General features: G+C 63.1%; 24 protein-coding genes. 11 read left to right on the forward strand and 13 right to left on the reverse strand.

Going from position 1 to position 24,091, the window contains the following annotated elements; genetic code table 11:
• Positions 1–20: 20 nt before the first annotated feature.
• Both Q0974_RS02360 and Q0974_RS02365 read right to left on the reverse strand, forming a co-directional pair.
• Positions 21–2,477 (reverse strand): TonB-dependent receptor, encoded by a 2,457-nt coding sequence (locus Q0974_RS02360; RefSeq protein WP_299322197.1) that lies wholly within the window; start codon positions 2,475–2,477, stop codon positions 21–23.
• 173 nt (positions 2,478–2,650) lie between these two features.
• Positions 2,651–3,724, reverse strand: coding sequence for a PLP-dependent cysteine synthase family protein (locus tag Q0974_RS02365; protein ID WP_299322199.1), 1,074 nt, complete (start codon positions 3,722–3,724; stop codon positions 2,651–2,653).
• A 111-nt stretch (positions 3,725–3,835) separates the two neighbouring features.
• Here Q0974_RS02365 and Q0974_RS02370 point away from each other — a divergent pair, with 111 nt between their 5' ends.
• Positions 3,836–4,297: an Lrp/AsnC family transcriptional regulator gene (locus tag Q0974_RS02370; RefSeq protein WP_299322202.1), complete on the forward strand. Its 462-nt coding sequence runs from the start codon at positions 3,836–3,838 to the stop codon at positions 4,295–4,297.
• On the opposite strand, the gene Q0974_RS02375 is transcribed toward Q0974_RS02370, so the two are convergent.
• The 6 genes from Q0974_RS02375 to Q0974_RS02400 form a co-directional block, all read right to left on the reverse strand.
• Positions 4,294–5,466 (reverse strand): CaiB/BaiF CoA-transferase family protein, encoded by a 1,173-nt coding sequence (locus Q0974_RS02375; RefSeq protein WP_299322205.1) that lies wholly within the window; start codon positions 5,464–5,466, stop codon positions 4,294–4,296. The two genes, Q0974_RS02370 and Q0974_RS02375, sit on opposite strands and share 4 nt — an antisense overlap.
• Positions 5,466–6,395: a hydroxymethylglutaryl-CoA lyase gene (locus Q0974_RS02380; RefSeq protein ID WP_366943570.1), complete on the reverse strand. Its 930-nt coding sequence runs from the start codon at positions 6,393–6,395 to the stop codon at positions 5,466–5,468. The genes Q0974_RS02375 and Q0974_RS02380 overlap by 1 nt, the downstream gene beginning before the upstream one ends.
• Positions 6,392–7,009, reverse strand: a complete 618-nt coding sequence (gene leuD, locus Q0974_RS02385; protein ID WP_299322206.1) for a 3-isopropylmalate dehydratase small subunit — start codon at positions 7,007–7,009, stop codon at positions 6,392–6,394. The genes Q0974_RS02380 and leuD overlap by 4 nt, the downstream gene beginning before the upstream one ends.
• Before the next feature lie 191 nt (positions 7,010–7,200).
• Positions 7,201–8,574 carry a 3-isopropylmalate dehydratase large subunit gene (locus Q0974_RS02390; protein WP_299322208.1) on the reverse strand — a complete coding sequence of 458 codons (1,374 nt, stop codon included), beginning with the start codon at positions 8,572–8,574 and terminating at the stop codon, positions 7,201–7,203.
• A gap of 204 nt (positions 8,575–8,778) precedes the next feature.
• Positions 8,779–9,279, reverse strand: a complete 501-nt coding sequence (locus tag Q0974_RS02395; protein WP_299322210.1) for a DUF3598 domain-containing protein — start codon at positions 9,277–9,279, stop codon at positions 8,779–8,781.
• Positions 9,280–9,282: 3 nt separating this feature from the next.
• On the reverse strand, positions 9,283–10,647 hold the full coding sequence (locus tag Q0974_RS02400; protein WP_299322212.1) for an alpha/beta fold hydrolase: 1,365 nt from the start codon (positions 10,645–10,647) through the stop codon (positions 9,283–9,285).
• Between the two features lie 105 nt (positions 10,648–10,752).
• Between Q0974_RS02400 and Q0974_RS02405 the strand changes: the two genes are divergently transcribed.
• From Q0974_RS02405 to Q0974_RS02440, 8 genes are all read left to right on the forward strand, one after another.
• A complete protein-coding gene (locus tag Q0974_RS02405; protein WP_299322215.1) occupies positions 10,753–11,427 on the forward strand; it encodes an isochorismatase family protein in 675 nt (224 codons plus the stop codon).
• Positions 11,427–12,311 carry a polysaccharide deacetylase family protein gene (locus Q0974_RS02410; RefSeq protein ID WP_299322218.1) on the forward strand — a complete coding sequence of 295 codons (885 nt, stop codon included), beginning with the start codon at positions 11,427–11,429 and terminating at the stop codon, positions 12,309–12,311. The genes Q0974_RS02405 and Q0974_RS02410 overlap by 1 nt, the downstream gene beginning before the upstream one ends.
• Before the next feature lie 120 nt (positions 12,312–12,431).
• On the forward strand, positions 12,432–13,355 hold the full coding sequence (locus Q0974_RS02415) for a polysaccharide deacetylase family protein (protein WP_299322219.1): 924 nt from the start codon (positions 12,432–12,434) through the stop codon (positions 13,353–13,355).
• Positions 13,352–14,776 carry an aldehyde dehydrogenase family protein gene (locus Q0974_RS02420; RefSeq protein ID WP_299322220.1) on the forward strand — a complete coding sequence of 475 codons (1,425 nt, stop codon included), beginning with the start codon at positions 13,352–13,354 and terminating at the stop codon, positions 14,774–14,776. Before Q0974_RS02415 ends, Q0974_RS02420 begins: the two co-directional genes overlap by 4 nt.
• Positions 14,773–15,363, forward strand: a complete 591-nt coding sequence (locus tag Q0974_RS02425; protein ID WP_299322222.1) for a VOC family protein — start codon at positions 14,773–14,775, stop codon at positions 15,361–15,363. Before Q0974_RS02420 ends, Q0974_RS02425 begins: the two co-directional genes overlap by 4 nt.
• On the forward strand, positions 15,360–16,601 hold the full coding sequence (locus tag Q0974_RS02430) for a DUF1330 domain-containing protein (protein WP_299322223.1): 1,242 nt from the start codon (positions 15,360–15,362) through the stop codon (positions 16,599–16,601). The genes Q0974_RS02425 and Q0974_RS02430 overlap by 4 nt, the downstream gene beginning before the upstream one ends.
• Entirely contained in the window at positions 16,598–17,785 is a 1,188-nt protein-coding gene (locus tag Q0974_RS02435) for a class I SAM-dependent methyltransferase (RefSeq protein WP_299322226.1), read from the forward strand. Before Q0974_RS02430 ends, Q0974_RS02435 begins: the two co-directional genes overlap by 4 nt.
• A complete protein-coding gene (locus tag Q0974_RS02440) occupies positions 17,782–18,054 on the forward strand; it encodes a hypothetical protein (RefSeq protein WP_299322228.1) in 273 nt (90 codons plus the stop codon). Before Q0974_RS02435 ends, Q0974_RS02440 begins: the two co-directional genes overlap by 4 nt.
• A gap of 3 nt (positions 18,055–18,057) precedes the next feature.
• Here the strand turns inward: Q0974_RS02440 and Q0974_RS02445 are convergent, their stop codons facing one another.
• Positions 18,058–18,918, reverse strand: a complete 861-nt coding sequence (locus tag Q0974_RS02445; RefSeq protein ID WP_299322231.1) for an alpha/beta hydrolase-fold protein — start codon at positions 18,916–18,918, stop codon at positions 18,058–18,060.
• A gap of 141 nt (positions 18,919–19,059) precedes the next feature.
• Between Q0974_RS02445 and Q0974_RS02450 the strand changes: the two genes are divergently transcribed.
• Positions 19,060–19,728, forward strand: a complete 669-nt coding sequence (locus Q0974_RS02450; RefSeq protein ID WP_299322234.1) for a cupin domain-containing protein — start codon at positions 19,060–19,062, stop codon at positions 19,726–19,728.
• Between the two features lie 51 nt (positions 19,729–19,779).
• On the opposite strand, the gene Q0974_RS02455 is transcribed toward Q0974_RS02450, so the two are convergent.
• Positions 19,780–20,934, reverse strand: a complete 1,155-nt coding sequence (locus Q0974_RS02455) for an FAD-dependent monooxygenase (protein WP_299322236.1) — start codon at positions 20,932–20,934, stop codon at positions 19,780–19,782.
• Positions 20,931–21,689, reverse strand: a complete 759-nt coding sequence (locus Q0974_RS02460) for a hypothetical protein (protein WP_299322238.1) — start codon at positions 21,687–21,689, stop codon at positions 20,931–20,933. Before Q0974_RS02460 ends, Q0974_RS02455 begins: the two co-directional genes overlap by 4 nt.
• 99 nt (positions 21,690–21,788) lie before the next feature.
• Here Q0974_RS02460 and Q0974_RS02465 point away from each other — a divergent pair, with 99 nt between their 5' ends.
• A complete protein-coding gene (locus tag Q0974_RS02465; protein WP_299322241.1) occupies positions 21,789–22,481 on the forward strand; it encodes a hypothetical protein in 693 nt (230 codons plus the stop codon).
• Here the strand turns inward: Q0974_RS02465 and Q0974_RS02470 are convergent.
• Positions 22,478–22,837 carry a hypothetical protein gene (locus tag Q0974_RS02470; RefSeq protein WP_299322243.1) on the reverse strand — a complete coding sequence of 120 codons (360 nt, stop codon included), beginning with the start codon at positions 22,835–22,837 and terminating at the stop codon, positions 22,478–22,480. The genes Q0974_RS02465 and Q0974_RS02470 overlap by 4 nt on opposite strands.
• Positions 22,834–24,057 carry a class I SAM-dependent methyltransferase gene (locus Q0974_RS02475; RefSeq protein WP_299322246.1) on the reverse strand — a complete coding sequence of 408 codons (1,224 nt, stop codon included), beginning with the start codon at positions 24,055–24,057 and terminating at the stop codon, positions 22,834–22,836. Before Q0974_RS02475 ends, Q0974_RS02470 begins: the two co-directional genes overlap by 4 nt.
• Between the last annotated feature and the right edge of the window lie 34 nt (positions 24,058–24,091).

The following is a 24,091-nucleotide window of genomic DNA, read 5'->3' on the forward strand; positions in this document are numbered from 1 at the left end:
TGTCTTATGACGTGATCTCTTTAGAAGCCCAGGCTGGCTACGACACCGAAATGGCGGCTGCGGCGCAAGGCACCAACGAAATTGCGGCGGAAAGCGTTGTTTGCATCGGCATAACGCAGAACCAGAGGTGTGCTGTCTTCATTAAAGAGATTGTTGACGTAAGCCTGCACCCGGAAGTTGTCATTCCGGATACCGATACGTGCATTGACTAGCGTAGTTTCACCGCCGTCAATGAGATTGTGGACTTGGGCGAACGCTCTGCTGCGGTGACTGATATTGGCGCCGGCGAAAAATTCCCAACCATCAGACCCTACGTCCGTTCGATAGTCCAAATCGGCAAAGATCGTGTGCCGGGAGGTGCGTGGAATTTGATTGCCGGCAATCGAACCGAAGAGCGAGGTGCATCCGGGTTCGTCCGGAAACTGATCTCCGATCGAACAATCGACTGCACCATTGTCGCGGACATCATTCAGAACGCCTTCATTCTCGTCGAACCCACGCGTGAACTCCGGATCGAGCCAAGTATAGTTGGCGGTTAGCGTCCAGTTCGGATTGGGTCTTACAATGAACTCCAGCTCGATACCCAAAATCTCCGCATCGCCAGCATTGGTAACTGCCGATACAGTCGTATTGTCATTCGGATTCTGGACATTCTGTGTGAGCTGATAACCATCAATTTCATTATAGAATGCTGCAACATTGAAGACGAATGCGCCATTCCCGAATACATTTTTCGATCCGATCTCATAGGAGGTGGCATCTTCCTGATCGAATGAAGGAACGCCGGCGTTGATTGCAGCGATACCGTTGAATCCACCTGGTTTGGTGCCTGTTGCGAAAACGGCGTAGAGCAAATTGTCGGGCGTATATTGATAGCTCAGTGTGATACGCGGATCGAAAGAATCGTACGTCTCTCGCGCGTTAACCTGATTCAGTACTGGCCCGCCTGCATTTTGTTCGGTGGCGATTCGGCGGATGCGTTCGGACGCGTATCGACCTTCGACACTCAGCTCAAGCTCGTCGGTAATATCATATGAGATCGAACCGAATATGGCGAGGTTACGAATATCGGTTTCCGAGGTGTCGCGCGATAGCGGGCCAAGAGCTGTTGGCGGGCCGAAGGGTACAACTGCGCTACAAAAGGGGTCGGCCGAACAGCGTGCCTGCTGAGTGGCTAAAGCAGAGGCAAATCCTGCCGCTACCTGCGCGGCGGCATCGGCCGGATATTCCCGGATATCCATCGAGTTGGAAGATTGATCGAAATAATATCCGCCGACCAAAAGGCGCACATCATCGCCATTATAGAATAGTCTCAACTCCTGGCTGATGTCATGGGTATCGTTCATATTCTCGAACGTGAAATCCACCGCCGTCGGGCTGAACGCGAAACCGAAAGGCGAAGGGAACGGGCCGGGAGGCGCCAACCTTACACCATTCGTTGTGAAAACGGCGGTTTGGAATGCGGCGGGCGAATAGTCACCATCCGTGCGCATGATCGTGTCGCGGTCATTGTAACCGGTCAGCGAAACCAACATCAGATCGTCGGTCAGATCAACCTCGATCCGGGATGACAGATTTAGCTGGTCGATAAACGTGCCGGCCGGATTGCCTGCGGCAAAGTGACGTTCGGGCTCGGCAGTAACTGGCATCGATTCAAGCGTGCCGCAAAAATAGCGCCCGCCTCCTGCGTAGAGCGCGCTTCCGGTATCGAAAATGCAGTTATTGGCTAGTGCATCCTGCGAAAATAGCGCCGCCTGACCGTCATCGACTTCGGAATAGTAGCCGCGCAGGCGTACCCGGATTGGGCTGCCGACAGGCTCGTAGGCAATCACTCCGGAAAAAGCGAGAGACTCTTCTTGGCCGAAAGTAACGCCGGTGTTCGGATTCACATGCTCACCACCGAAATCGTAATAACGGACTTGTGCGCCGGCGGTCAGACCTTCGGCAATCCCGCCTTCGATATAACCAGTGATCTCGTAGCGATCGTCTTCGGATATATCGACCGAGAGGCGGCCGCCCAGTTCGTCGCTCGGTGATCGGGTGACGATGTTGATTGCGCCGGAATAGGTGTTGCGTCCGTAAAGCGCCGATTGCGGGCCTTTGACGACTTCAAGTCGCTCGATATCGTCGACATTATAATCGGAAATCGCGCCGGTGATGTAGATGCCGTCGATAAAGGTCGCGACGCCGGACTCACCCAAGATATTGGCTTGGCCGCGGATGACCGGCCGGTTGGAATCGCGCCCGAATTCATTGTCGAATGTGAGGCCTGCGGTGGTCTGGGCAATGTCGGTCAAATCTTGCAGGTTAAGCCGCTCGATCGTCTCCGAGGTGGCGACCGCGACTGAGACCGGCGCGTTTTGTAGCGCCTCGTCGCGCCGCCGCGCCGTCACAATGATCGGCGCGTTAGCGGTCGTGCTGGCGCCTTCGCCGGCGACCTGCGCGTGTGCCGCACCGGGCAGCGCCATCGCTGCCATGCCGGCCGTCGTCGCGAGCAAAAGTCCCTTATTCCGTGCTGTCATTAGTCCCTCCCAAAACTATTTGTTCCAATCAGTCCGTGCCCGCAGTAAATTTGTCCAGACAAATTTTAATTTCGGCGCAGCGAAGTCGCAAACTGTGGCGCAACTGCAACGCCTATGTTGTCGCTATTTTACGGTTGGTTGTCGCCCGGCGGGCAGTGGATGACGTCCAGCCCGAGCAGCTCGGTATCCGGCGTCAGATAGCCGAGCTTTGCGGGTTCGGCGCGCGCCAGATCGGTGGACAGATAGCGCGCGCTATTGTCGCACAATATCGTAGCGACCCGGCAATCGGGCCCGCGCTCCGCCACGACACTCAGCGCGGCGACGATGTTCGCCCCGCTCGAAATGCCGACGCCGAGGCCGAGCCGGTGCGCCAGTTGCTGCGCCATCAGGATCGCATCGCCATCGGCGACGGCGATCACCGGGGCGAGTTCGTCGAGCTTCACGATGTCGGGGATAAATTCGTCCGATACGCCCTGGACGCGGTGATGCCCGATCTTGCAGCCAGTCGACAGTGTCGGCGATTCCGCCGGCTCGACGGGGTGGATCGCGATATTATGGCCGTGCGCCGCACAATAGCGGGCCGCGCCCATCACGGTGCCGCCCGTCCCGACGCCGGCGACGAACGCGCCGGGCTGCGTGCCGACGCTGTCCATCTGCGCGAACAGTTCGGGCATGGTGCCTTCGGCATGGGCGCGCCAATTATCGTCATTCTCGAACTGGCGCGAGAGAAATGCGCCCTCGCGCTCGGCCATGGCTTTCGCCTGGGCGATGGCGCCGAGAAAACCGCCTTCTTCGCGCGAGACGAGCCGCAGTTCCGCGCCATGGCTGGCGAGCAGCGCGCGACGTTCGACACTCATCCAGTCGGGCATGAAAATCGTTACCGGATGGCCGAGCGCCCGGCCGAGCGCCGCCAGCGCAATGCCGGCATTGCCGCTCGTTGCTTCGACGATCGGCTGGCCCGGCGTGAGCTCGCCGCGCGCGATTGCGGCGGAGAGGATTCCCTGTGCCATCCGGTCCTTGATCGATCCGGTGAGATTGAGGAATTCGGCCTTGGCGTAGACGGTCGTCCGTTCGCCGCGAAACCGCGCATGGATCGCGATGAGCGGCGTGCGGCCGACGAGATGGCCGAGTGGAACGCAGCAGGGCGCGGGCGCGATACTTTCCGGCGACTGGCGGTGCGCGATAGCGGTTTGTGTAAGCACGATAGTCTCTCCTGAAGACTGGGAAAGGCTATTGGCTGAACGGTGCAAAATCATCGCCAAACTATACGGCAGATAGACAATATAGGGGAAAATATTCTACTAAACATTTTCATGGCAGAAAAAATTGATGAAACCGATCGCCGGATATTGGCGCTACTGCAAACCGATGCGACGCTTTCGCTCGAGAAAATCGGCGAGCGGCTGTCGCTCTCGGTCAACAATGTCTGGCGGCGCGTGAAGCGGCTCGAGGCGGACGGCGTCATCGCGCGGCGCGTCGCGCTGATCGATCCCGAGGCGGTCGGGCTCAACGTTACCGTCTTCGTCGCGATCAAGACCAGCGATCATAGCGAGGACTGGCTGGAAGCCTTTGCGACCGCCGCGCGCGCACTGCCCGAGGTGGTCGGGCTCTATCGCATGGCCGGCGATGTCGATTACTTCGTCAAGCTGCTCGTGCGCGATGTCGGCGATTATGACCGGGTCTATCGCAAGCTGATCGCGACCGCGCCGATGAGCGATGTCAGCGCGAGCTTCGCGATGGAACGGATCAAGTTCGATACGGCGCTGCCGCTTTAGGCTGCAGCCCCCGCCTCCTTCAGCGCTGCGATCTCCTCCGCGGAATAGCCGAGGTCCGACAGCACCGCATCGCTCTGATCGCCGGGTTCAGGCAGCGTGTCGGGCGCGCCGGTGCGCTGCCCGGCCATGTCGATGGGCAGTACCGGCAGCTGGACCGTGCGGCCGTCGGTCAGCGTCACGTCCTGCAGCCCGCCGCTCGCGGCGAGATGCGGATCGTCGAACAGTTCCTCGGGCTTGCCGATCGGGGCGAAGGGCAGGCCCGTACCGTCGAGCTTCGCGATCAGCTCGTCGCGGGTGAAGCTTTTCATCAGCGCGCGAATTTCCGGCATGATCTCATCGCGGGCCTCGACGCGGGCGTTGTTCTCGCGGATATCCTCGCGCGCCCAGAGTGCATCGAGTCCGAATAACGCACAGAATTTTTCCCATAGCGCATCGGTCACTACGCCAATGAAGACCGGCTCGTCGGCCGTTTCGAACACATCGTAGATCGCCCAGGCCGACACGCGCGCGGGCATCGGCGCGGCCGCCTGACCGGTCACCGCCTTTTGCGCCATATGCTGGCCGACCAGATAGACGGTCGTTTCGAAGAGCGAGGCCTGCACCTTCTGCCCGCGCCCGGTGCGATGGCGCTGCTCGACGGCGGCGAGGATCGCGATGACCCCGAACATGCCGCCCGTCACATCGATCACGCTTGCGCCTGCGCGCAGTGGTCGGCCCGGCGGGCCGGTCATATAGGCGAGCCCGCCCATCATCTGCGCGACCTCGTCGAGCGCCGTGCGGTTCTCGTACGGGCCGGGCAGAAAGCCCTTCTCCGAGCAATAGATCAGCCGTTCGTTCGTCTCGGCCAGCGCTTCATAGCCGAGGCCGAGCTTCTCCATCGCGCCGGGCCGGTAATTCTCGATCAGGATATCGGCGCTCTCGACGAGCTTTTTCGCAACCGCCAAGCCCTCCGCGTCCTTGAGATTCAGGCAGATGCTCTGCTTGTGCCGGTTGTACATCGGGAAATAGCCGCCACCTGAGCCGAGCAGCCGCCGCGTCCGGTCCCCGCCGATCGGCTCGACGCGGATTACTTCGGCGCCTAGCTCGGCGAGGATCGCGCCCGCCGCCGGCCCCATGACCATATGGGTAAATTCGACAACGCGCAGGCCCGCCAGCGGTTCTTCGGCCATTATGCGGCCTCCCGAAAGCCGAGCGGGAGCCCCGCATCGGGCGTGAAGCCGTAGAGCGGCTCGCCGGGCAGGGCCTTGGCGATGATCTCGCGCACCTTCAGCAGCTTTTCGAGATCGATGCCGGTCTCATACCCCATCGCCTCAAGCATGAAGATGAGATCCTCGGTCACGATATTGCCCGATGCGCCGGGCGCGAACGGACAGCCGCCGAGCCCGCCCAGCGAAGCGTCGAAGGTCGTGATGCCCTCTTCGAGCCCAGCGACGACATTGGCCAGACCCAGCCCGCGGGTGTTGTGGAGGTGCAGCGTGTTGAGCTTGTCCGTGCCCACGGCCGCCTTCACTTTGCGCACGAGCCGCCGCACCTGTTTGGGATTGGCATAGCCGGTCGTGTCCGACAGTCCGACTTCGGCGACACCCGCTTCCATCGCCATTTCGGCGAGCCGCACGACCTGCTCTTGACTCACTGGCCCCTCGATCGTGCAGCCGAAAGCCGTCGATAAGCCGACCTCGAAATGCGGGCGTTCGCCCTCGGGTTGCGCGGCGACCAGTTCGGCGATCGCGCGAATTTCGGCGAGCATCGCCGGATGGTCCTTGCGGACATTGTTGATGCTGTGCGTTTCGGACATGGAGAAGGGGATCGACATTTTGTCGACGCCGGCGGCAATGGCGCGCTCCGCACCCTTCAGATTGGGGATCAGCGCGACGACCTCAAGATCGGGCAGCGTCTTGGCGAAGGCCACCAGTTCCGCCGTATCCGCCATTTGCGGCAAGAGCTTGGGCGGCACAAAGCTGCCGACCTCGATTTCGGACACGCCCGCCTCGGCCTCGGCCTTGATCCAGGCTTTCTTGGCGTCGAGATGCATGACGCGGTCGATGCTCTGCAGCCCGTCGCGCGGGCCGACTTCGGAAATGTGGATGTGGCCGATCATGTGCCGTCTCCCAAATATATCCAGGGCCGGGCCTCGCGGTCGGCCTTTTGCCATATGGCGATGTCGTTCGCGTTTTTCAGTGTCAGGTCGATGGCGTCCAAGCCTTCGAGCAGCATCGCCTTCGCTTCCGCGCCGATATCGAACGCCCAGCGCCGCCCGTCGGGCAGCGCAATCGTCTGCGCGGACAGGTCGATCGTGACGGGCGCTTCGGCCTCGGCGATCGTCGCGATATCGGCACGCGCCAGGGCGGCGGGCAAGACACCGTTGCGCACGCAATTCCCCGCGAAGATCGGCGCGAAACTTTCCGCGATGATCGCGCAGATGCCATATTCGGCCAGCGCCCAGACCGCATGTTCGCGGCTCGATCCGCAGCCGAAATTCTGGCCCGACAGCAGGATCTGCGTGTCCGCATATTTCGGGTGGTTGAGCACGAAATCGGGCCGCGGCTCGCGCCCGCCGATCTCGGTATAGCGCTGCCCGGCGAACAGGCCATCGGCCAGCCCCGTCTTTCCCGTGCTCTTCATCTCGCGCGAGGGGATGATCTGGTCGGTATCGATATTGTCGCGCAGCATTGGCGCGGGGAGGGATGTGAGGATGGTGAGGGGTTCAGGCATGAGCTAACTCCAATCCTCCCCAGCTTGCTGGGGAGGGGGACCGTCGAAGACGGTGGAGGGGCCGAGGAGCGTAGCGACGAGGATGGCGCTGTTGCGGACATACGCGTCGCCTCCGGCTCCGCGCCCCTCCACCACCCTGCGGGTGGTTCCCCTCCCCAATAAATTGGGGAGGATTTTTGCGCCGCACCCCATCAGTGCACCTCCCGCGGGTCGGCGATCACGCCCGCCAATGCGCTGGCGGCGACCGTTTCGGGGCTGGCGATGTGAGTCTTCACATTCGGCCCCTGCCGGCTTTCGAAATTGCGGTTGGTCGAGGAGATGACGCGCACGCCGTCGCCGAACGTCTCGCCGCCCGCATAGAAGCACATCGAACAGCCGCTTTCGCGCCACTCGAAACCGGCGTCGAGAAATATACGATCGATACCCTCAGCCTCGGCCTCGCGCTTCACATGGCTGGAACCGGGCACGCAGATCGCCTTCACGCCATCCGCGATGCGCTTGCCTTCAAGCAGGGACGATGCGCGGCGCAGGTCGGAGATGCGGCTGTTCGTGCAACTGCCGATAAAAGCGGCGTCGATGGCGAGGCCCTTGAGCGGCTGGCCCCGTTCGAGCGCCATATAGGCGAGCGGCCGCGCCTCGGCGTCATCGGGCACATGGCCACCAATGCCGACGCTCGCTTCAGGGCTCGTGCCCCAGCTCACCATCGGCTGGATCGCGCTGGTGTCGATGGCGATTTCGGCATCGAATGTCGCGCCCGGATCGCTGCGCAAGGTGCGCCAATGGGCGAGCGCCGCGTCCCAGTCTTCGTCCTTCGGCGCGTAGCGCTTGCCTTCCAGCCAGGCGAAAGTCTTGTCGTCGGGCGCGATAAAGCCGCTCATCGCCGAAAATTCGGTCGCCATGTTGCAGAGCGTCATCCGCCCTTCCATCGAAAACGCTTCGACGGCCGCGCCGGCGAATTCCACGGCATGGCCCTTGCCGCCCGCTGCGCCATGCGCCGCGATCAGCGCCAGGATCATGTCCTTGGGCGTCACGCCGGGCGGTAACGCGCCTGCGAACGTCACGCGCATCGATTTCGGCTTTTCGAGCCTGAGCGTGCCGGTCGCCATCGCGTGTTCGGCTTCGGAACTGCCGATGCCCCAGGCGAGCGCGCCGAACGCGCCTTGCGTGCAGGTATGGCTGTCCGGCGCGATCAGCGTGCAGCCGGGCAGAACGATCCCGAGCTCGGGCGAGATGACATGGACGATGCCCTGATCGGGGTCGTTTACGTCGAACAGCGTAATGCCCGCCGCCTTGGCCGCCGCGCGCAGCTCGGTGATGAACACCTGTCCGCCCGGCATCAGTGTCTGGTCGCCGCGCCCGGGCCTTGTGTCGACGATATGGTCGGCGACGGCGAACACGCGAGAACGGTCCGCGACCGTCCGACCCGCCTCGGCCAGCGCATTGAGCGCCGCCGGCCCGGTCCGTTCGTGCAGGAATATCCGGTCGATCGCGATCAGCTGCGCGCCGCCTACAAGATCGGCCGCGACATGGCTGTCCCACAGCATGTCGAAGAGGGAGCGAGTCATTTCCCTCTCCCTTGATGGGAGAGGGTTGTGCAGTCTTGGCGAGGAACGAGCCTAGACGGAGCTGGGTGAGGGTGAGCGCTGCTAGAGGCAGCGCGCGAAGCATCGCTTCGCACACCCCCTCCCCAACTGCGCCTAGGCCGCCGCGCGGCCAAGGCTCCATATCCTCTCCCCCTCGAGGGGGAGAGAGTTTTTGGGGTCACCCGCTCAACCAGCTTTCGTCTCCATTTCCGCGTCCATAGCGCGCCAGTCCTTCGTCACGAACGTTTCTTGGATCGCCGTGCGCGTTTCGAGCGCGCCGTTGCGGATCCAGTGCCAAGTGCGGCAGCGATTTTGCCCGTCGTCCGAAAGCTGGATCATCTCGTAGAGATAGAGCGACGGATCGCCGGTGCGCTGCCAATAGAGCATCATCGTGCGGTTATATTCGTCGAGATCGACGGCCGAGGCCCAGCCCTTGATGAGATCATTGTCCCACCAGACGCGCCCGTCGCGATACTCTGCGGGAAAATCGCGGACCTCGGTGCGCCCGTCGGGCCAGGTATAGTGATTGGTCTGGTGATAGGGGTGCGGTCCGTCATCGGGCAGGCGGCAGATCAGGCGCGAGGCGTGTTCGTCGACCTTCTCGTTCGCCGCGTTGAAATAGCTGTAGGTGCCGTCCCACACGCCTTCATGGCGGGCGAGCAATGGCATGTCTTCGCGAATTCCCATGGGTCAATTGTCCTTGTCGATGAGGGCGAGATGATAGGGGCGGGCCGCGCGGGCGCGGAGCAGGTCGCGATGCTCGATAGCCAGCTTTTCCGGCGCGAGATCGGCCGGATCGAAGGCGCGCGCATTACCCGCGCTCGCTTCGTACCATGGCTCGAAGAAATGGCGCGCACGGACGATCTGCCAGGCGGTGGTGAGATAGGCGCCGAACCGGTCTGGCGTGAGATCGGGATAGAGGCGCGCCGGATCGCCGGGCGGTGGTGCGGGGATATGGGTTTTGAGTGTGCCGAGCTCCGCCGACACGGCGTCGATCAAAGCAGCCCATCCGGCCCAGTCGCGCGGGGCATCGCCAGCCCAACCGTCGGAGAGGCCATGGCCGGGCAGATCGATATGGAGCGCATCGGGTGCGCTGCCACTGTCCAGAGCCCGGCCCGATGCGTGCAGGTGCAGGGCGTCGGACTCGCGATTGCCGTGCCAATGGACAAGGCCGTTGAAACCGCTGGCGTCGATCGCCACAAAGCCCCTGTCGTCCGCTTCGGGCAGGGCAGGGGCTGCCGCATGTTCTCCCGCCAGCAGGTGATCGAGACTCGCCTGTTGATGGTCGTCGGGCCTCGCGACCTTGCGCGCCTCCCAGCCCGAAGGCATGTCGCCCAGCCGGTCGATATGGTCCTGCAGCGGATCGCCGTCATAGGCGGTGATAAGGCAGGGGGGCATCTCTGAGTCAGCCGGCGGGATATCGCGCGGCGCGCGCAGCACGGCGCCGTATCCGGCCTGATAGGCATTGCCCGCATCCAGCATCTCGCGCACCACGGCATCGACCCGCGCCGGATCGTCATGCGCGACGCTGAGCCGATGGTCGCCGTCCACCGCGAACCAGGGGAAGAACCATGTCTGTTCAAGAATGCGGTTCCACAGCCAGGCCAGATGCTCGCCATAATCGCTCGGATGGAAGGGCGGCAGATAGGCATCGCCGAACAGCGCCATTTCTTCCACTGTCCAGACCGCATAGCCGCCCATGGCGACGCGGGCGAAACGTTCGGGGCGCTGTTTGAGCGTCGTCATCAGGATGATGGCGCCCGAATGAAAGCCATAGGCGGCGCAGCGGTCGATGCCGAGTGCGTCGAGCAACGCATGCACGGCTTCCGCAAAGTCATTGATATCGGGGTCGCCGCGCAGCGGATCGGACTGGCCGAAGCCCGGCGTATCGGGTGCGATACAGGTGAAGTGCGGCGCCCATTTCTCCATGAGCGATTCGTACTCGGCCGAACTGCGTGGGCTCTGATGGATCATCAACAGGATCGGTCCCGTGCCTGCCTTGCGGTAGTGCACGATACGGTCGCCGATGCGGATGAAATGGCGGGTGATGCTCATCGCTCCTGTTTCTCTTGGCTAATTTGTCCGGACAAATTTGTCTCGACAAGTCTTTTCTTTGTGCGCACTATAGAAGCCTCTTTGGGTGTTAACGAGATCGTCAACATGAACGGCACGAAAATGGTCAGCGACGGGAAGACGGCGCGCGAAATCTTCGACGCAGTGATGGCCAATCCGGCGCGCAAGAAATTCGGCTTTGGCGAGAAGCTCGCCATCGTCAATGTCGATATCCAGCGCGCCTATACCGACCTTGCAGCGTTCAAGACCGCCTATGAAACCGACCCCGACCAGATCGCTTATGTGAACCGGATTTCCGCGCTCGCGCGGGCGAAGAGCATGCCCGTCATCTGGTCGCGCGTGGCCTATAAGGGCGATGCGGGCGATGCAGGCGTCTGGGGCACGCGGACCGATACCGAGGATTCGCTGCAAAACATCAAATATGATTCCGAGCGCCACGAATTCGATCCGCGCTGCGAGATCAACCCCGACGACATGACCTTCACCAAACGCATGCCGAGCGCGTTCTTCGAGACCCCGCTCGCCAGCTATCTGGTGTGGCACAAGGTGGATACAGTGGTGGTGACGGGCGGTTCTACATCGGGCTGCGTCCGGGCGACGGCGGTCGATTCGCTATCTCACGGTTACCGCACGATCGTCCCGATCGAGACCTGTGCAGACAAGCATGAAAGCTATCACTTCGCCAACCTCACGGACCTGCAGCTCAAATATGCCGATGTCGAACCGGTCCAGGCGGTGATCGACTGGCTGGAGGCGCGTTAGTGCGGGAAGGCGAAGCGGACCCGGGACTTTACGATTTCAAGGCGTGGCGCGGCCGGCCGAAGCTCACCTGGCCGGACGGCAAGACCTGCGCCGTCTGGGTCGCGCCGAACCTTGAGTTTTACGAGCTCGATCCGCCCGCCAATCCGCACCGCAAGAGCTGGCCCAAACCGCACCCTGATGTCGTCGGCTATTCGCATCGCGACCATGCCAATCGCGTCTCGCACTGGCGGATGGCGGATGCCATGAGCAAGCACGGCTTTCCGGGATCGGTGAGCCTATCGGTTGCGCTCTGCGATCATATTCCCGAAGTCGTCGAGGACGCGAACGCGCGCGGCTGGGAGTTTTTCAGCCATGGCATTTACAACACGCGCTACAGCTACGGCATGGACGAGGCGCAGGAACGCGCGATCATCGAGGACTCCATTGCGACTGTGAAACGCGCAACGGGGCAGACGATCCGCGGCTGGCTCGCCCCGGCGCTGACCCATACGCCGCGCACGCTGGACCTGATCGCCGAATATGGTCTCGATTATACCTGCGACCTCTATCATGACGACCAGCCGACCGATGTGAAGGTGGCGAGCGGACAACTGACGGCGATTCCGTACAGCCTCGAGGTCAACGACCATTACGGCTTCTTCATCTACAATATGAGCCCGCGGGAATATGCCGACACGCTGATCCGGCAGTTCGAACGGCTGGCGGCGGAAGGCGAAGACTCCGGCACCGTGATGTGCATCCCGCTGCACAGTTACCTGATCGGTCAGCCGCACCGGATCGGGCCGTTCGAAGAGGTGTTGAAACATATCGCCGCCGACGGCCGCGCCTGGATCGCCCGGGCGGGGGAGATCGTGGATTCGTATCGGGGGCAAGTTGATGGATAGCGTCTCCCTCCCGAAGGCAAATGACCGTCACTCCCGCGAAGGCGGGAGTCTAGAGCGGCAGGGGACATCGCTTGCGGCTCTGGATTCCCGCCTTCGCGGGAATGACGAAGGAATAAGAGGATGACGCTCGATCCCGCCTATCTCCAATATCCGAAGCGCCAGCGCGGTATGGATCACGGCCATTATCCGTACAGCCGCTTCGATACGCGCCCGCCCGTGCACTGGCCGGAGGGCAAGAGCGTTGCGATCTGGCCGGTGATCAGCCTCGAATGGTTCCCGATACTTCCTGACGACGAACCCTTCCGCGCACCCGGCCATATGCAGACCGCCTATCCCGATTATCGACATTATACGGCGCGCGAATATGGGACGCGGGTCGGACTCTACCGGCTGCTTGACGCGTTCGAGGCGGTCGGCGCCAAGGTCTCGGTGGCCACGAACAGCGCCATCGCCGAGCGCTATCCCGAAATCGTCGAAGCGATTATCGCGGCCGGGCATGAGATCATCGCGCACTCCACCGATATGAACGGCACCATAGCCAGCGGATTGCCCGAGGACGATGAACGCGCGTTGATCGCGCAGTCGCTCGATACGCTGGAACGGGTATCGGGATCGCGGCCGCGCGGCTGGCTCTCCATTGCACGTTCGCAGAGCTTCAACACGGCGAAACTGCTCGCCGAGGCGGGTCTCGAATATATGTGCGACTGGGTGAATGACGAGCTGCCCTATCGCTTCGCCACCGAGGCGGGCGAGATCATCAATATCCCGCTCAATCATGAACTCTCGGATCGCCAGATCGTCAACGTCCAGCAGCAATCGGCGGACAGCTATGTCCAGCAGATGCAGGATGCCTATGGCTGGCTGGCGGGCGAGGCCGCAGATCATGGCGGCCGCATGCTGCCGATGCACCTGACGCCCTATATCATGGGGCTCCCGTATCGGATGGATGTGTTCGAAGGATTGCTGCGCTGGCTGGCAGACCAGCCCGGCGCATGGTTTGCGCGCGGCGATGCCATTCTCGATAGCTGGAGCGCGCAACAGTGAAAATCCGTAACCCCCGGACCGGCGAATATGATTATGAGATCAGCCCGGCTGATGCCGACGAAGTCGCCGAGGTCGCGCGGTCCCTGCGCGCTGCGCAGCCGCAATGGGGCGCGCGGCCGCCGGAGGAACGCGCGGATATCCTCCGCCGCTGGGCCGATGCGGTCGAGGCACATCGCCAGCCTTTATTCGAGGCGCTGCGCACGGATACGGGCCGCGCGCTGATCGCCGCGATCGAAGTCGATGGGCTGCCGGCAACGATCCGGCGCTGGGCCGATATCGCGCCCGGCCTGATTGCCGCGCACAGCAACGCCGACGTCCAGCTCGCCAATCCGACCGTGACCAATTCGACCCGGCTCGTACCCTACACGCTGTTCGGTGCGATATCGCCGTGGAATTTCCCCATCGTCCTGTCGACGATAGATGCGATTCCGGCCCTTGCCGCCGGGTGCGCGGCGCTGATCAAACCGTCCGAAGTCACCCCGCGCTTTATCGCGCCGCTGCGCGAAACCATTGCCAAGGTGCCGGAGCTGGAATCCGTGCTTGCGCTGATCGAGGGGGATGCAGAGACGGGCCAGGCGCTGGTCGCCAATGTCGATTATGTCTGTTTCACCGGTTCGGTGGCGACCGGCCGCAAAGTGGCCGAAGCCGCGGCGCGCGCGTTCATCCCGGCCAATCTCGAACTCGGCGGCAAGGATCCCATGCTGATCCTGGCGAGCGCCGATCCCGAACACGCGGCCAAGACGGCGCTGCGCGCGAGCGTCGTCGCCACCGGCCAGGCCTGCCAGTCGATCGAGCGGATATATGTCGCGCGCGATATATATCAGGCCTTTCTCGATGTGCTGGTGCGCGAGGCCGAGGCCGTGTCGCTCAACTATCCGGATATCGACAGCGGCGAGATCGGTCCCTTCATCTTCGCACCCCAGGCGGACAAGGTCGCGCAGCATATCGATGCGGCGCGCGAGGCGGGCGCGTGCATATTGACGGGCGGTACGGTCGAGACATTGGGCGGCGGCAAATATCTGCGACCGACCGTCATCGCGGACGCCACCGCCGATATGGCGGTCGTACGCGAAGAGACGTTCGGGCCGGTCCTGCCAGTCATTCCTTTCGATACGGTCGATGAAGCCGTCGCGGCCGCCAATGACAGCGATTATGGCCTGTCGGCGGCCGTAGTCGCGGGCACCGCGGAGGAAGCCGAAGCGGTCGGCATCCGGCTGGAGGCCGGGGCGATCTCGATCAATGACGGGTCGATGACCTCGATGGTCTGGGACGCGGAGAATGAGAGTTTCAAACTGTCGGGTATGGGCCCGTCGCGGATGGGCGATAGCGGTTTGTTGCGCTTCTTCCGAAAACAGGCGCTGATCCGCCAGAATGCCGAACCGGCGACCATCGCCGGTTTCTCGGAGGAGAATCTAAGATGAAAAAGCTCGCACTTTTGGCTCTGATGGCCTGCGCGCCCGGCATGGCCAGCGCCGGGGAAGACGAGAGCGAAGACCAGACCGCCTCGCCCGGCGTCGCTGCGCCCGATGAGCGATCGCCGACCGATTTCCGGCGCAGCACGCTGATCGTGCGCGATATCGATGCATCGCTCGCCCTGTATCGCGACGTGCTCGGCTTCTCGGTCAATTACGATACCGAGGTGACGACCTCCGGCGTTGCGCTCCCCGCCGGCGAACCGGGTGCGCGGGCGCGGCTGGTATTGGCGAACGCCAACGATCCGTGGATCGGCTGGATCGGCTTCATGCAGTGGCTCGAGCCTGCGCTGCCCGATCCCGGCCCTTACCCCACGCGCCTCGGTATCGGCGATCATGTGATGATCATGAACACCGACGATGCCGAAGCGCGCTGCGCCGCCGCCGCCGAAGTGCCCGGCGTCACCATGACCGCGCCCGCGCGGATGCAGGAATATCCGGGCCGCGATGGCGCGCCGCCGATCCGCGTGATCGGCTGCAACATTTTCGATCCGGACGGCAATCTCATCGAAATCAACCAGCTGCTCCGCGAATGAGCATAGCGGTTCTTCTTTCCGCCATGCTGCAGGGAGGGGCTGCCGCTCCCGTCGCGCCCTGCACCGATCCCGTCTATATGGTCGTGGCTGGGCCGACCCATGATCGCGCGCGGATGATGGCCTATGGGCAGGCGATCGCGGACTCGCAGATCTACGATCGGCTCGGCGGCTATTATATCAATGCGCCGCGCGCCGTCGCGACCTTCGAGGGCGATGCGCCGCCCGGCTATGCTACGCTGATCGTGCGCTTTCCCTGCCTCGCCAACGCCGAGGCCTTCTGGAACAGCGATGTCTATCAAAACGAGATCCTGCCGTTGCGCCAGAATCCGAGCGCGGGCGATTATTTCGTAACCGTCTATCCCGAAATTCCACTGCGGCCTGAAATGGTCGGCAAGGTCGGGGAGGCGGACTATCTGGTGCGGTTCGAGGGCAGCGAGATTCCCGAACGGCGTGCGTATGCCGATCCGCGGGGCCTCGTCTTGGGCATCGATGCCGACGCGGCAGAACTCGCTACCCCGTCGGAGGGTTGGCCCGAGGCGCGACTGTTGCGGCGCGATGTAGCGACCGGCGAAGCCTGGCGGCTCTCGGCGGACCGGGCGACCGATTTCGATGGCGACGCGGCGCCGGCGCTGACGGAGATTTACGTTCTGCGCGGATCGATGCGGTTCGCGCGCGTTGCGCTGGGGCAGGGCGATTATGCGCGGCTCGGTGCGGGATACGATATGGGCGAGGTCCGGCTCGGCGCGGACAGTGAGATATTGCTCTTCCGCTATCCCGAAGGCGCGCCGGCCAGTGCGCAGCCCGAGCCTCTGGTCGTGCGCGAGGCGGAGACCGGATGGCGGGCCGGCACGGTCGCGCGCGATGCAGGCGCCGAGGCCCCGCTGATGATCCGCGACCTGTTCACAGACGGGGAAAGCGGCGCGCGGACCTTCCTCGTCCGCATTGCGCCCGGCGTGTCCGTGCCCTGGGAGCTTCACCGCACCGCCGAGGAAGGCTATCTGCTCGAGGGCGATTACCGTCTCGCCGAATGCCTGCCGAGCGGGCGGCGTGATTATGACTATGCGCCCGGCGGCTATTTCTATCGGCCGGCGGGCGTTATGCACAGCGGGCCGGAATCGACTACAACGACCGGCGCGACCTGGCTGATCCGGACGCCGCGCACGCTCGACGCGCTATTCTATCCGGCCTGCCCGAGCGCGCCCGTAGCCCCGGAGAACGAGGAGGAGGAAACCCCATGACCCCGACCCTGCAACATGCGATGAAACCCGAACTGACGGTGGAGGAGACCGCGCGCGGCCGCTTCGTCTCGGGTATCCGCAGCCTGATCCTCAACGATCTCGCCGCCGATATGCGCGCGGGATATGAAAAACGCGCCGCACCGGCTTTCCGCCGAGACCATGGCCGTACACCCGAAACGAGCCGCGAGGCGCATCTGGCGCTGCGCGGCGATCCGGCGTTCAACATCTACAGCGCGATGCGCGTGCAGGCGCAGAAGATGGTCTGGGCGAGCGTTGCCGATATCGTCGAACGCGATCTCGAACGGATGGAGGCCGAGGCTGCCAAGGTCGCCGATGCGCCGGGCTCGCTGACCCTCGATCCGTCGCTTGACGTGCCCCGCAATGTCGACGCGATCGACGTCCATCTGATGCCGGGCTCCTATACGCGCGGTGCCGATACGCTTGAGGCGGGCGCGGTCTATGATCAGGGCTTGGCGGTGTTCTCGATGGGCCTGATGGGCGCCAATCTCGACGATATCGGCCTCTCCATGGCGCGCTATGTCCAGGGCAAATATCCGGAATTTCAGCCGCGCGACATTCTCGATACGGGCTGCACGATCGGCCACAACACTCTGCCCTGGAAACAGACCTATCCGGACGCGCGGGTCGAGGCGATCGACGCCGCACCGGGCGGGCTGCGCTATGCCTCAGCGCGGGCGAAGATGCAGGGGCAGGACGTGCATTTCCGGCAGATGTCGGCCGATGCGCTCGACTATCCCGATGAAAGCTTCGATCTCGTCTGGTCGTCCATGTTCCTCCACGAGCTTTCGAAGAAGACGCGCGCCAAGGCGTTCGCAGAGGCCTATCGCGTGCTCCGGCCCGGCGGGCTGATGCTGCATATGGAATTGCCGCCAAACGACCAGATGGACGCGTTCGACGGCTTCTATCTCGACTGGGATAGCTATTACAATTCCGAGCCCTTCTACAAAGGCTATCGCGACGAAAGCCCGCCCGAACTCTGCGCCCGCGCCGGCTTCACCGAGGACGACTATATCCAGTTCGTCGTGCCGAGCATTGGCATCTATGGCGAACAGGCCGTCGCCGATACGATCGCGGCGGAAGAGGGCGAGGCCGTGGGGCAGGAGACGACGGGACGGCTCGCCGAGGGCGTGATGTGGTTCGGCTTCGGCGCATGGAAATCATGAGTGGCAGCGAAAAAACCGAAGGTCCGCCGATCAAACCCGAAGACGCGCCGGACAGCATCTACGGGCCGGACGGCGAACCCCGCTTCTTCGCCGAGCCCGGAATGGACCGGTTCGTCGCCGTCGTCATGAACCTCGCCCAGGAGATATGGGTGCAGGAGGAACGGCTGATGGCGTTGGAGGGCGAGGATGCCGATGCCGAAACGCGCGACGCGAAGCTCAAGGCTTTCATCGACCGGGTATTTGCCCCGATCAGGGAACCGGGCGACTAGACCCTACATCTCTTCGCGGAAAAACCAGCGCATCGCCGCCCGATAGGCGTTCGGGCTGTCGGCGGCGTGGGTTCCGCCGGCGAGCGTGATCATGCTGACGGTCCATGGCGCATCATCGCGGTCCCGCCAGACCTCCGCCCAGGCCAGCGCGTCGCGGCGCAGATCCTCATAGTCGCGTTCGCCGCTCACGAGCATCAGGTGGAGATCGTTGCGTTCGCCATCGCGCGGTGTGCCAAAGAATATCTCGCGCCCAGGATCGAAGGCCGGATTGATCGCAAGCCGCGCCCAAAAGAGATCGGGATGGAGATAAGCCGACCAGAGAGCGAATGCGCCGCCGCGCGACTGGCCGAGCAGGACGCGCCGCTCGGGCTGCGTGCGGAAGCGCCGGTCGATCTCGGGCAACAATTCGTCCGCGAGCATCCGGTGAAAGGCCGGCGCTCCGCCATATTGCTCGCTGTCATCCGAACTCGGAGCCGAATAGTCATAGGCGCGACGGTTTATCTCGGGGCCAAAACCGCCATAGGCGATGCCGACGATAATTGCTTCGGGCAGGCCGTCGTCATAATGGAGGAACAGATGCGTCGGCGCGAGGATCGGGAATAGCGCATCGCCGTCCAGCACATAGACGACCGGGTATCGCGTATCGGTGTTTTCCGCATAGCCTTCGGGCAGGCGAACATAGATATGAAAGGCCCGGCCGACTGCGTCCGACTCATGCCGGAAATAGTCGCCGGCCAGTGCGGGCAGATGGTCGAGCGGCACAACCTGCTGCGCCGCGCCACTCTGGGCGAGGGCGGGAGCCGACATGGCCGGTGCCAGCATCCCGGCGGCGGCAATCAGCGCGGAGAGGAGTATTTTCATCATGGGGCGTTCCTATGAGATTTCCTTGGCCATGGCTATCGGACTCCGGTCGGGGTTCGGTGCCGTCCGGCAACTGGAAATCGGCGGCGGGCATCTCCATCTCACGGTAACCAGTAGCGATCCATCACCGAAAGAGTGCCCATCATGCGAATCAACGCCGATTTCTCCAAGCCCGCTATCGTTCGCCCCGGCGATGTCGACTGGACCGCCTCGCCGGTGGAGGGGGTAGACCGCAAGATGCTCGACCGGGTCGGCGAGGAAGTGGCGCGGGCGACGTCTATCGTGCGCTATGCGCCGGGCTCCCATTTCTCCGAACATGAGCATGGCGGTGGCGAGGAGTTTTTCGTGCTGGACGGGACTTTCTCCGACGAAACGGGCGACTTCCCCGCCGGCACCTATGTCCGCAATCCCATCGGAACGCGCCACACGCCGCACAGCGACGAAGGCTGCACGATCTTCGTGAAGCTCCATCAGTTCGACGCGGAAGATACGGAGCAATTTGCGGTGCAAACGCGGACTGCGGAATTCCAGCCTGGCCAGGATGAAGGCTTAACCGTCCTGCCGCTGCATCGCTTCGGCGCCGAATCGGTGGCGCTTATCCGCTATGCGCCGGGCACCCGTGCGACGCCCGACCGGCGCTGGGGCGGCGAGGAAATCCTCGTGCTCGAAGGCGTTTTGCAGGACGAGCGCGGCACCTATCCGGCCGGCACATGGCTGCGCTACCCGCATCTATGGGAGGGCAGCGATCATTTCTCGGAAAAAGGCTGCCTGTTCTACGTAAAGACTGGGTATCTGACGCCTGAAGACAGCTAGAAACGTTCCGGTTCGAGGAGCACATAACGGTTCATCATATGGTGCCCGGCGTCAGATCGGAGCCGTCACCGGGTCGAATTCCATCATATCGCGATTGTTCATCGGCGCGCTTGCGGGCTCGAATGTGTCGGGATCGATTGCTTGCGTCACCTGGCCCTGCCGGATCGACATCTGGTGGACCAGCTCGGTGCGCGGTTTGCGCGCCGCTTCATAGCGCGCGAGCGCGGCAGCCGGGTCGGTTTCTTCGGCGAACGCCCGGGCCAGCACATAGCCGTCCTCGATCGCCATCGCCGCGCCCATGCCGAGAAAGGGCAGCATGGCATGGGCCGCATCGCCGAGCAGCGTCACCCGGCCCTGCGCCCATTGCGGCAGCGGCGCGCGATCGTACAGCCCCCATTTGATGATCGATTGCGCCCGGTCGATCAGGCCCATGACATCCGGGTGCCAGCCATCGAATGCCGCGCGCAATTCGTCCGTCGATGCCGGGATCGACCAGCCTTCCGCGATCGCCTCCTGCGTTTCGGCGAGGCCAGCGCAGTTCACAATCTCTCCGCCGCACATGGTGTAGCGGTTGAAGGTCCGCTGGGGGCCGATGAAAATCGCGCTGCGGCCCAGCCCCATGAACGGCGCCGCTTCGGCCCGGGGCACGAGGAAGCGATAGGCGACATGGTCGGTGAAGCGCGGCGTATCGCCGGGCCATAGCTGCGCGCGCACCGCAGACCGCAGGCCATCCGCGCCGATCAGCACATCGCCATGCGCCGTGTCGCCGTTTTCGAACTGCGCGGTCACGCCATCGCCATGATCTTCGAAGCCGATCAGCCGCCGGCCGGTCAGGATTTTTGCGCCAAGGGCTTTGGCGGTGGCGATCAACACGGTCTGCAGATCGGCGCGATATATGTGCCGGACAATGTTGGCCGCGCCATCGTCGGGCAGGCCGTTGCCTTCGTCGGGCGCGCCCATCAGCAGTCGGGCGGTGCGATAATGGAGAAAGGGCAGGGTGCCCGCAGGGCAGGCGCGGGCGGCGACATCGGCCTGGATACTGAGCGCCCGGAACACATGCTGGGCGCCGATGCCGAGCGTCAGCCCAGCGCCGGTTTCTTCCAGCTGCGCCGCCGCTTCATGGACATCTACGGCGAAGCCTCTTTGGCGGAGCGCTATCGCGGCCGTCAGACCGCCCAACCCGCCGCCAATGATCAGTATTTTCAAGAGCCGGTCTGCGGTGCGGCGTCGTCCGGTCCGAACCGATCGAGCTCGACCAGCTCGTAGCGGTTCATCATATAGCCGTCGATGCTGCCCTTCACGAGCAACGAATCCGCGTCGGCCGTGATCCACATGTCGAAATCGGGATGCTGGGTGCCGCCCATGCCCGGGCCGTCGTCATAATAGCGGTAATGGCGGCAGGCGAAAGTGCCGGCGGCGACCGTCACCTCTTCCTCGCCGACATATTCCATGCCGATATTGACCTCCGAGATCAACGGCGGCGTCGCGCCGCGATGATCGGGCGATGGTACGAAGACTCGGATCATCCGCCGGTGCGGTCCCTTGGCGAGATCCATGCACTGGGTCAAGAAACCGTCTCCAACGACCGGATGGGTCCCGAAGCCATCGATCGCGCCGCCCATCGGCATGCGCTGCGAGAGCCGCCCGATCGACGGGCCGAAGCTTTCGCATTCGATGACCTGATTATCCCAATCGGCATGCAGCCAGCCCGATCCGAGAAACGCGTCGCCCAGCGTCAGGTGGACATGCAGGTCGCGCGGCCGCCGTTCGGCGTCGAGATGATAGATTATGTCGCGCAGCACCGTGGGTTCGGGTTCCTCGATTTCGCAGCGCGCGCGCATGATCGTCGATCCGTCGCCATGATGGGTGAAGGCGAACCATTCGCGGCCGCGTTCCCGGCCTTCCCATTCGGGTTTGACCGAGGTGTAACTGATTTTGCCGCTGACGGTGCGATGCTGCATGGCACTCCCCTGTTTCGCTGAATTTGACCATGCCTGTGCATTTAAGGCTTGCCAAGTGAAATTTGTCCGGACAAATTATGCGCGAACTGGGAGGGGTCGATGGAATTTCTGACAGCCAATGAGCTGAGCATCCTGCGCTGGGTGCATATCCTGGCGATGGTCTATTGGCTGGGCGGCGAATGGGGCGTCTTCCAGACCAGCTATCATGTCACCAATCCGGCGCTGTCGCTTGAAGAACGGCGGCGGCACATGGAAACCGCCTATCGGATCGATATCCTCGCGCGCACCGGCATCGTCCTCCTCCTCCCGCTCGGCCTGCATATGGGCAAGCTCTATGGCTTCGTGCCGATCCTCGACGGCGCGGGTATCTGGTGGATGTGGCTCTTCTTCGCGATCTGGCTGGCCATGACATGGACGGCCTTCATCAGACGCGAGACCGATATCGGCATCAAGGTGACGCGGGCCGAGGAATTGTTGCGTTATCCGCTGATCGCGGCGCTGTTCGTGATCGCTTTTATGGCGTTTGGCGGCAGCGGACCGGTCGAGACTGGTCAGGGCAATTTCTGGTACCCGGCGAAGATCGCGCTCTATGCCTTTGCGCTGTGCATCGGCCTGTTTCTCAGGCTCGTAATGCGGCGCTGGACGGTGCGGTTCCGCAAGCTCGCCGAAGGCCCGGATGCCGCAGAGGAAGCCGCGCTGGCCCGCGAAATCGGCCAGGCGCGAATCTCGGCCTATATTTACTGGATTACGATCGCGAGCGTCTGCTTCCTCGGCGCTGTGAAGCCGTTCTAGCTCGTCTGCAGGTCTTCGACGACATCCTGGATCGGCGGCTCGAATTCTTCGAGCGCCTGTAGCGCCTGATGCGGCCCGCGCATGACGCGCGCGATATATTCGCGGATCAGCTCGCCACGCTCCTGCCCGGCCTCGCGGTCCGGCTCATAGGCCTCGATATCGGCGCGGCTGATCGTGCCCTTGTCCTCAAGCAGCCGCTCGATCGTATCGAGCCGCTCGCGCAGCACGGACACTTCGCCGATCACCGCCATCAGCATCGAGAGCATTTTCTCTTCCTCGGGATCGCCGAGAAAGTCCGGGCGCTTGCCTTTGGCCTTGAGATTGGCCCGCGTCATCCAGTCGAGTTCTTCGGTCATTCTGCGGCCTCCTGAATGGCTTCGGCATTTTTCCATGCACCATAGGCGTTCCATACCGCGGCGCGGCCATGATCTTCGGATTCGCCGGTGGGCGCAGCCGGGAAGATGTCGGTATCGACAACGGCGCGGACGCCGACAGTGAACAGTTCGTCAGGCCCGAAACCGGCCTTCATCATCTCCTCCTTGAGGTCCAGCGCATGCATCGCCGACCAGAAGGGCTCATTATTGTTGAACGCGTCCCAATCGCGGATGAACTGCTCATAAAGCGGCATGTCGTCCGAATATTGTGGTTGCTCGACATGCAGCATCAGCCCGTCATCGGCGAGCACGCGATAGCCTTCGGCGATGATCTTCGGCAGCGCCTTGCCCGAAAGCTCGTGCAGGAACATCGTCGTCTGCACCCAGTCGAAATACCCGTCCTCCCAGCGCGAGAGATCTTCGGCATTGGCCTGCACGAAGCGGATATTCGTCGCGCCGAGCGCCTGGGCGCGGGCATGGCCGTAGCGCAGCGACGGCGCGGCCGTGTCGATCGCGATCACCTCGGTATCGGGGAAGGCGAGGGCCAGCGGCACCGCGTTATGGCCGATCGTGCAGCCGATATCGAGGATGCGCTTCGGTGCCCAGCCCGGGCGTTCCTTGGCGATCCATTCGACCAGTGCCTGGCCGCCGCCATCGTTGAGCGCGCCGAGCGCGCCGCCCGTCGTCGCGAACAGGCCGCAATCATAATTGGCGCCGGCCGAAACATCGCCCGGCCGTTCTTCGCCATGATAGCTACCCGGCATGCAATGGATATCGACCGCTGCCTGATAGCGCGGCACCTCTACGTCCGGGTGAAGCTCGAGTGTATCATTGCCAGCGTTGAGCGCTTCCGCCTTGGCGTCGAGCGCGTCGAGCTGGCGCAGTACCATGGCACGGCCGTTCTGCTGACGCATCTCCATCGAATTGCGTTTGAGCGCCGACCAGAAGCTGTGGAACGGATCGGCATTCATCGCATGGCGAATCTCGAACCGGTCCTTGGGCTCGCGGCCATGCTCTTTCACAAAGGCGGGCAGTACGCGCTTGTCATAGGCGAGCTTGTTGCCCGGGCCGAGCGTGCCGGCGAGGAATTTGTTCAGGTTAGCGAGAAAATCGAACCGCGCCGCTTCGTCATGGCGGGGTTCGGGAAACATCTCATGCCGCGATACGGCGGTATAGGGCGGGGCGACGTCGATCTTGCTCATCTATCCTCTCCGAGATTGGCTCGACTCAATAATT

Origin of the sequence: Parasphingopyxis sp. (assembly GCF_028279465.1) — a bacterium.
Classification (GTDB): domain Bacteria; phylum Pseudomonadota; class Alphaproteobacteria; order Sphingomonadales; family Sphingomonadaceae; genus Parasphingopyxis.

Excerpts from the sequence above, each read along its gene's own strand:
- Q0974_RS02360 (WP_299322197.1), bottom strand. The coding sequence starts at position 2,477 with ATGGCAGCGATGGCGCTGCCCGGTGCGGCACACGCGCAGGTCGCCGGC.
- Q0974_RS02370 (WP_299322202.1), top strand. The coding sequence starts at position 3,836 with ATGGCAGAAAAAATTGATGAAACCGATCGCCGGATATTGGCGCTACTG.
- Q0974_RS02375 (WP_299322205.1), bottom strand. The coding sequence starts at position 5,466 with ATGGCCGAAGAACCGCTGGCGGGCCTGCGCGTTGTCGAATTTACCCAT.
- Q0974_RS02380 (WP_366943570.1), bottom strand. The coding sequence starts at position 6,395 with ATGATCGGCCACATCCACATTTCCGAAGTCGGCCCGCGCGACGGGCTG.
- leuD (WP_299322206.1), bottom strand. The coding sequence starts at position 7,009 with ATGCCTGAACCCCTCACCATCCTCACATCCCTCCCCGCGCCAATGCTG.
- Q0974_RS02390 (WP_299322208.1), bottom strand. The coding sequence starts at position 8,574 with ATGACTCGCTCCCTCTTCGACATGCTGTGGGACAGCCATGTCGCGGCC.
- Q0974_RS02395 (WP_299322210.1), bottom strand. The coding sequence starts at position 9,279 with ATGGGAATTCGCGAAGACATGCCATTGCTCGCCCGCCATGAAGGCGTG.
- Q0974_RS02400 (WP_299322212.1), bottom strand. The coding sequence starts at position 10,647 with ATGAGCATCACCCGCCATTTCATCCGCATCGGCGACCGTATCGTGCAC.
- Q0974_RS02405 (WP_299322215.1), top strand. The coding sequence starts at position 10,753 with ATGAACGGCACGAAAATGGTCAGCGACGGGAAGACGGCGCGCGAAATC.
- Q0974_RS02415 (WP_299322219.1), top strand. The coding sequence starts at position 12,432 with ATGACGCTCGATCCCGCCTATCTCCAATATCCGAAGCGCCAGCGCGGT.
- Q0974_RS02425 (WP_299322222.1), top strand. The coding sequence starts at position 14,773 with ATGAAAAAGCTCGCACTTTTGGCTCTGATGGCCTGCGCGCCCGGCATG.
- Q0974_RS02430 (WP_299322223.1), top strand. The coding sequence starts at position 15,360 with ATGAGCATAGCGGTTCTTCTTTCCGCCATGCTGCAGGGAGGGGCTGCC.
- Q0974_RS02435 (WP_299322226.1), top strand. The coding sequence starts at position 16,598 with ATGACCCCGACCCTGCAACATGCGATGAAACCCGAACTGACGGTGGAG.
- Q0974_RS02440 (WP_299322228.1), top strand. The coding sequence starts at position 17,782 with ATGAGTGGCAGCGAAAAAACCGAAGGTCCGCCGATCAAACCCGAAGAC.
- Q0974_RS02445 (WP_299322231.1), bottom strand. The coding sequence starts at position 18,918 with ATGATGAAAATACTCCTCTCCGCGCTGATTGCCGCCGCCGGGATGCTG.
- Q0974_RS02450 (WP_299322234.1), top strand. The coding sequence starts at position 19,060 with ATGCGAATCAACGCCGATTTCTCCAAGCCCGCTATCGTTCGCCCCGGC.
- Q0974_RS02460 (WP_299322238.1), bottom strand. The coding sequence starts at position 21,689 with ATGCAGCATCGCACCGTCAGCGGCAAAATCAGTTACACCTCGGTCAAA.
- Q0974_RS02465 (WP_299322241.1), top strand. The coding sequence starts at position 21,789 with ATGGAATTTCTGACAGCCAATGAGCTGAGCATCCTGCGCTGGGTGCAT.
- Q0974_RS02470 (WP_299322243.1), bottom strand. The coding sequence starts at position 22,837 with ATGACCGAAGAACTCGACTGGATGACGCGGGCCAATCTCAAGGCCAAA.
- Q0974_RS02475 (WP_299322246.1), bottom strand. The coding sequence starts at position 24,057 with ATGAGCAAGATCGACGTCGCCCCGCCCTATACCGCCGTATCGCGGCAT.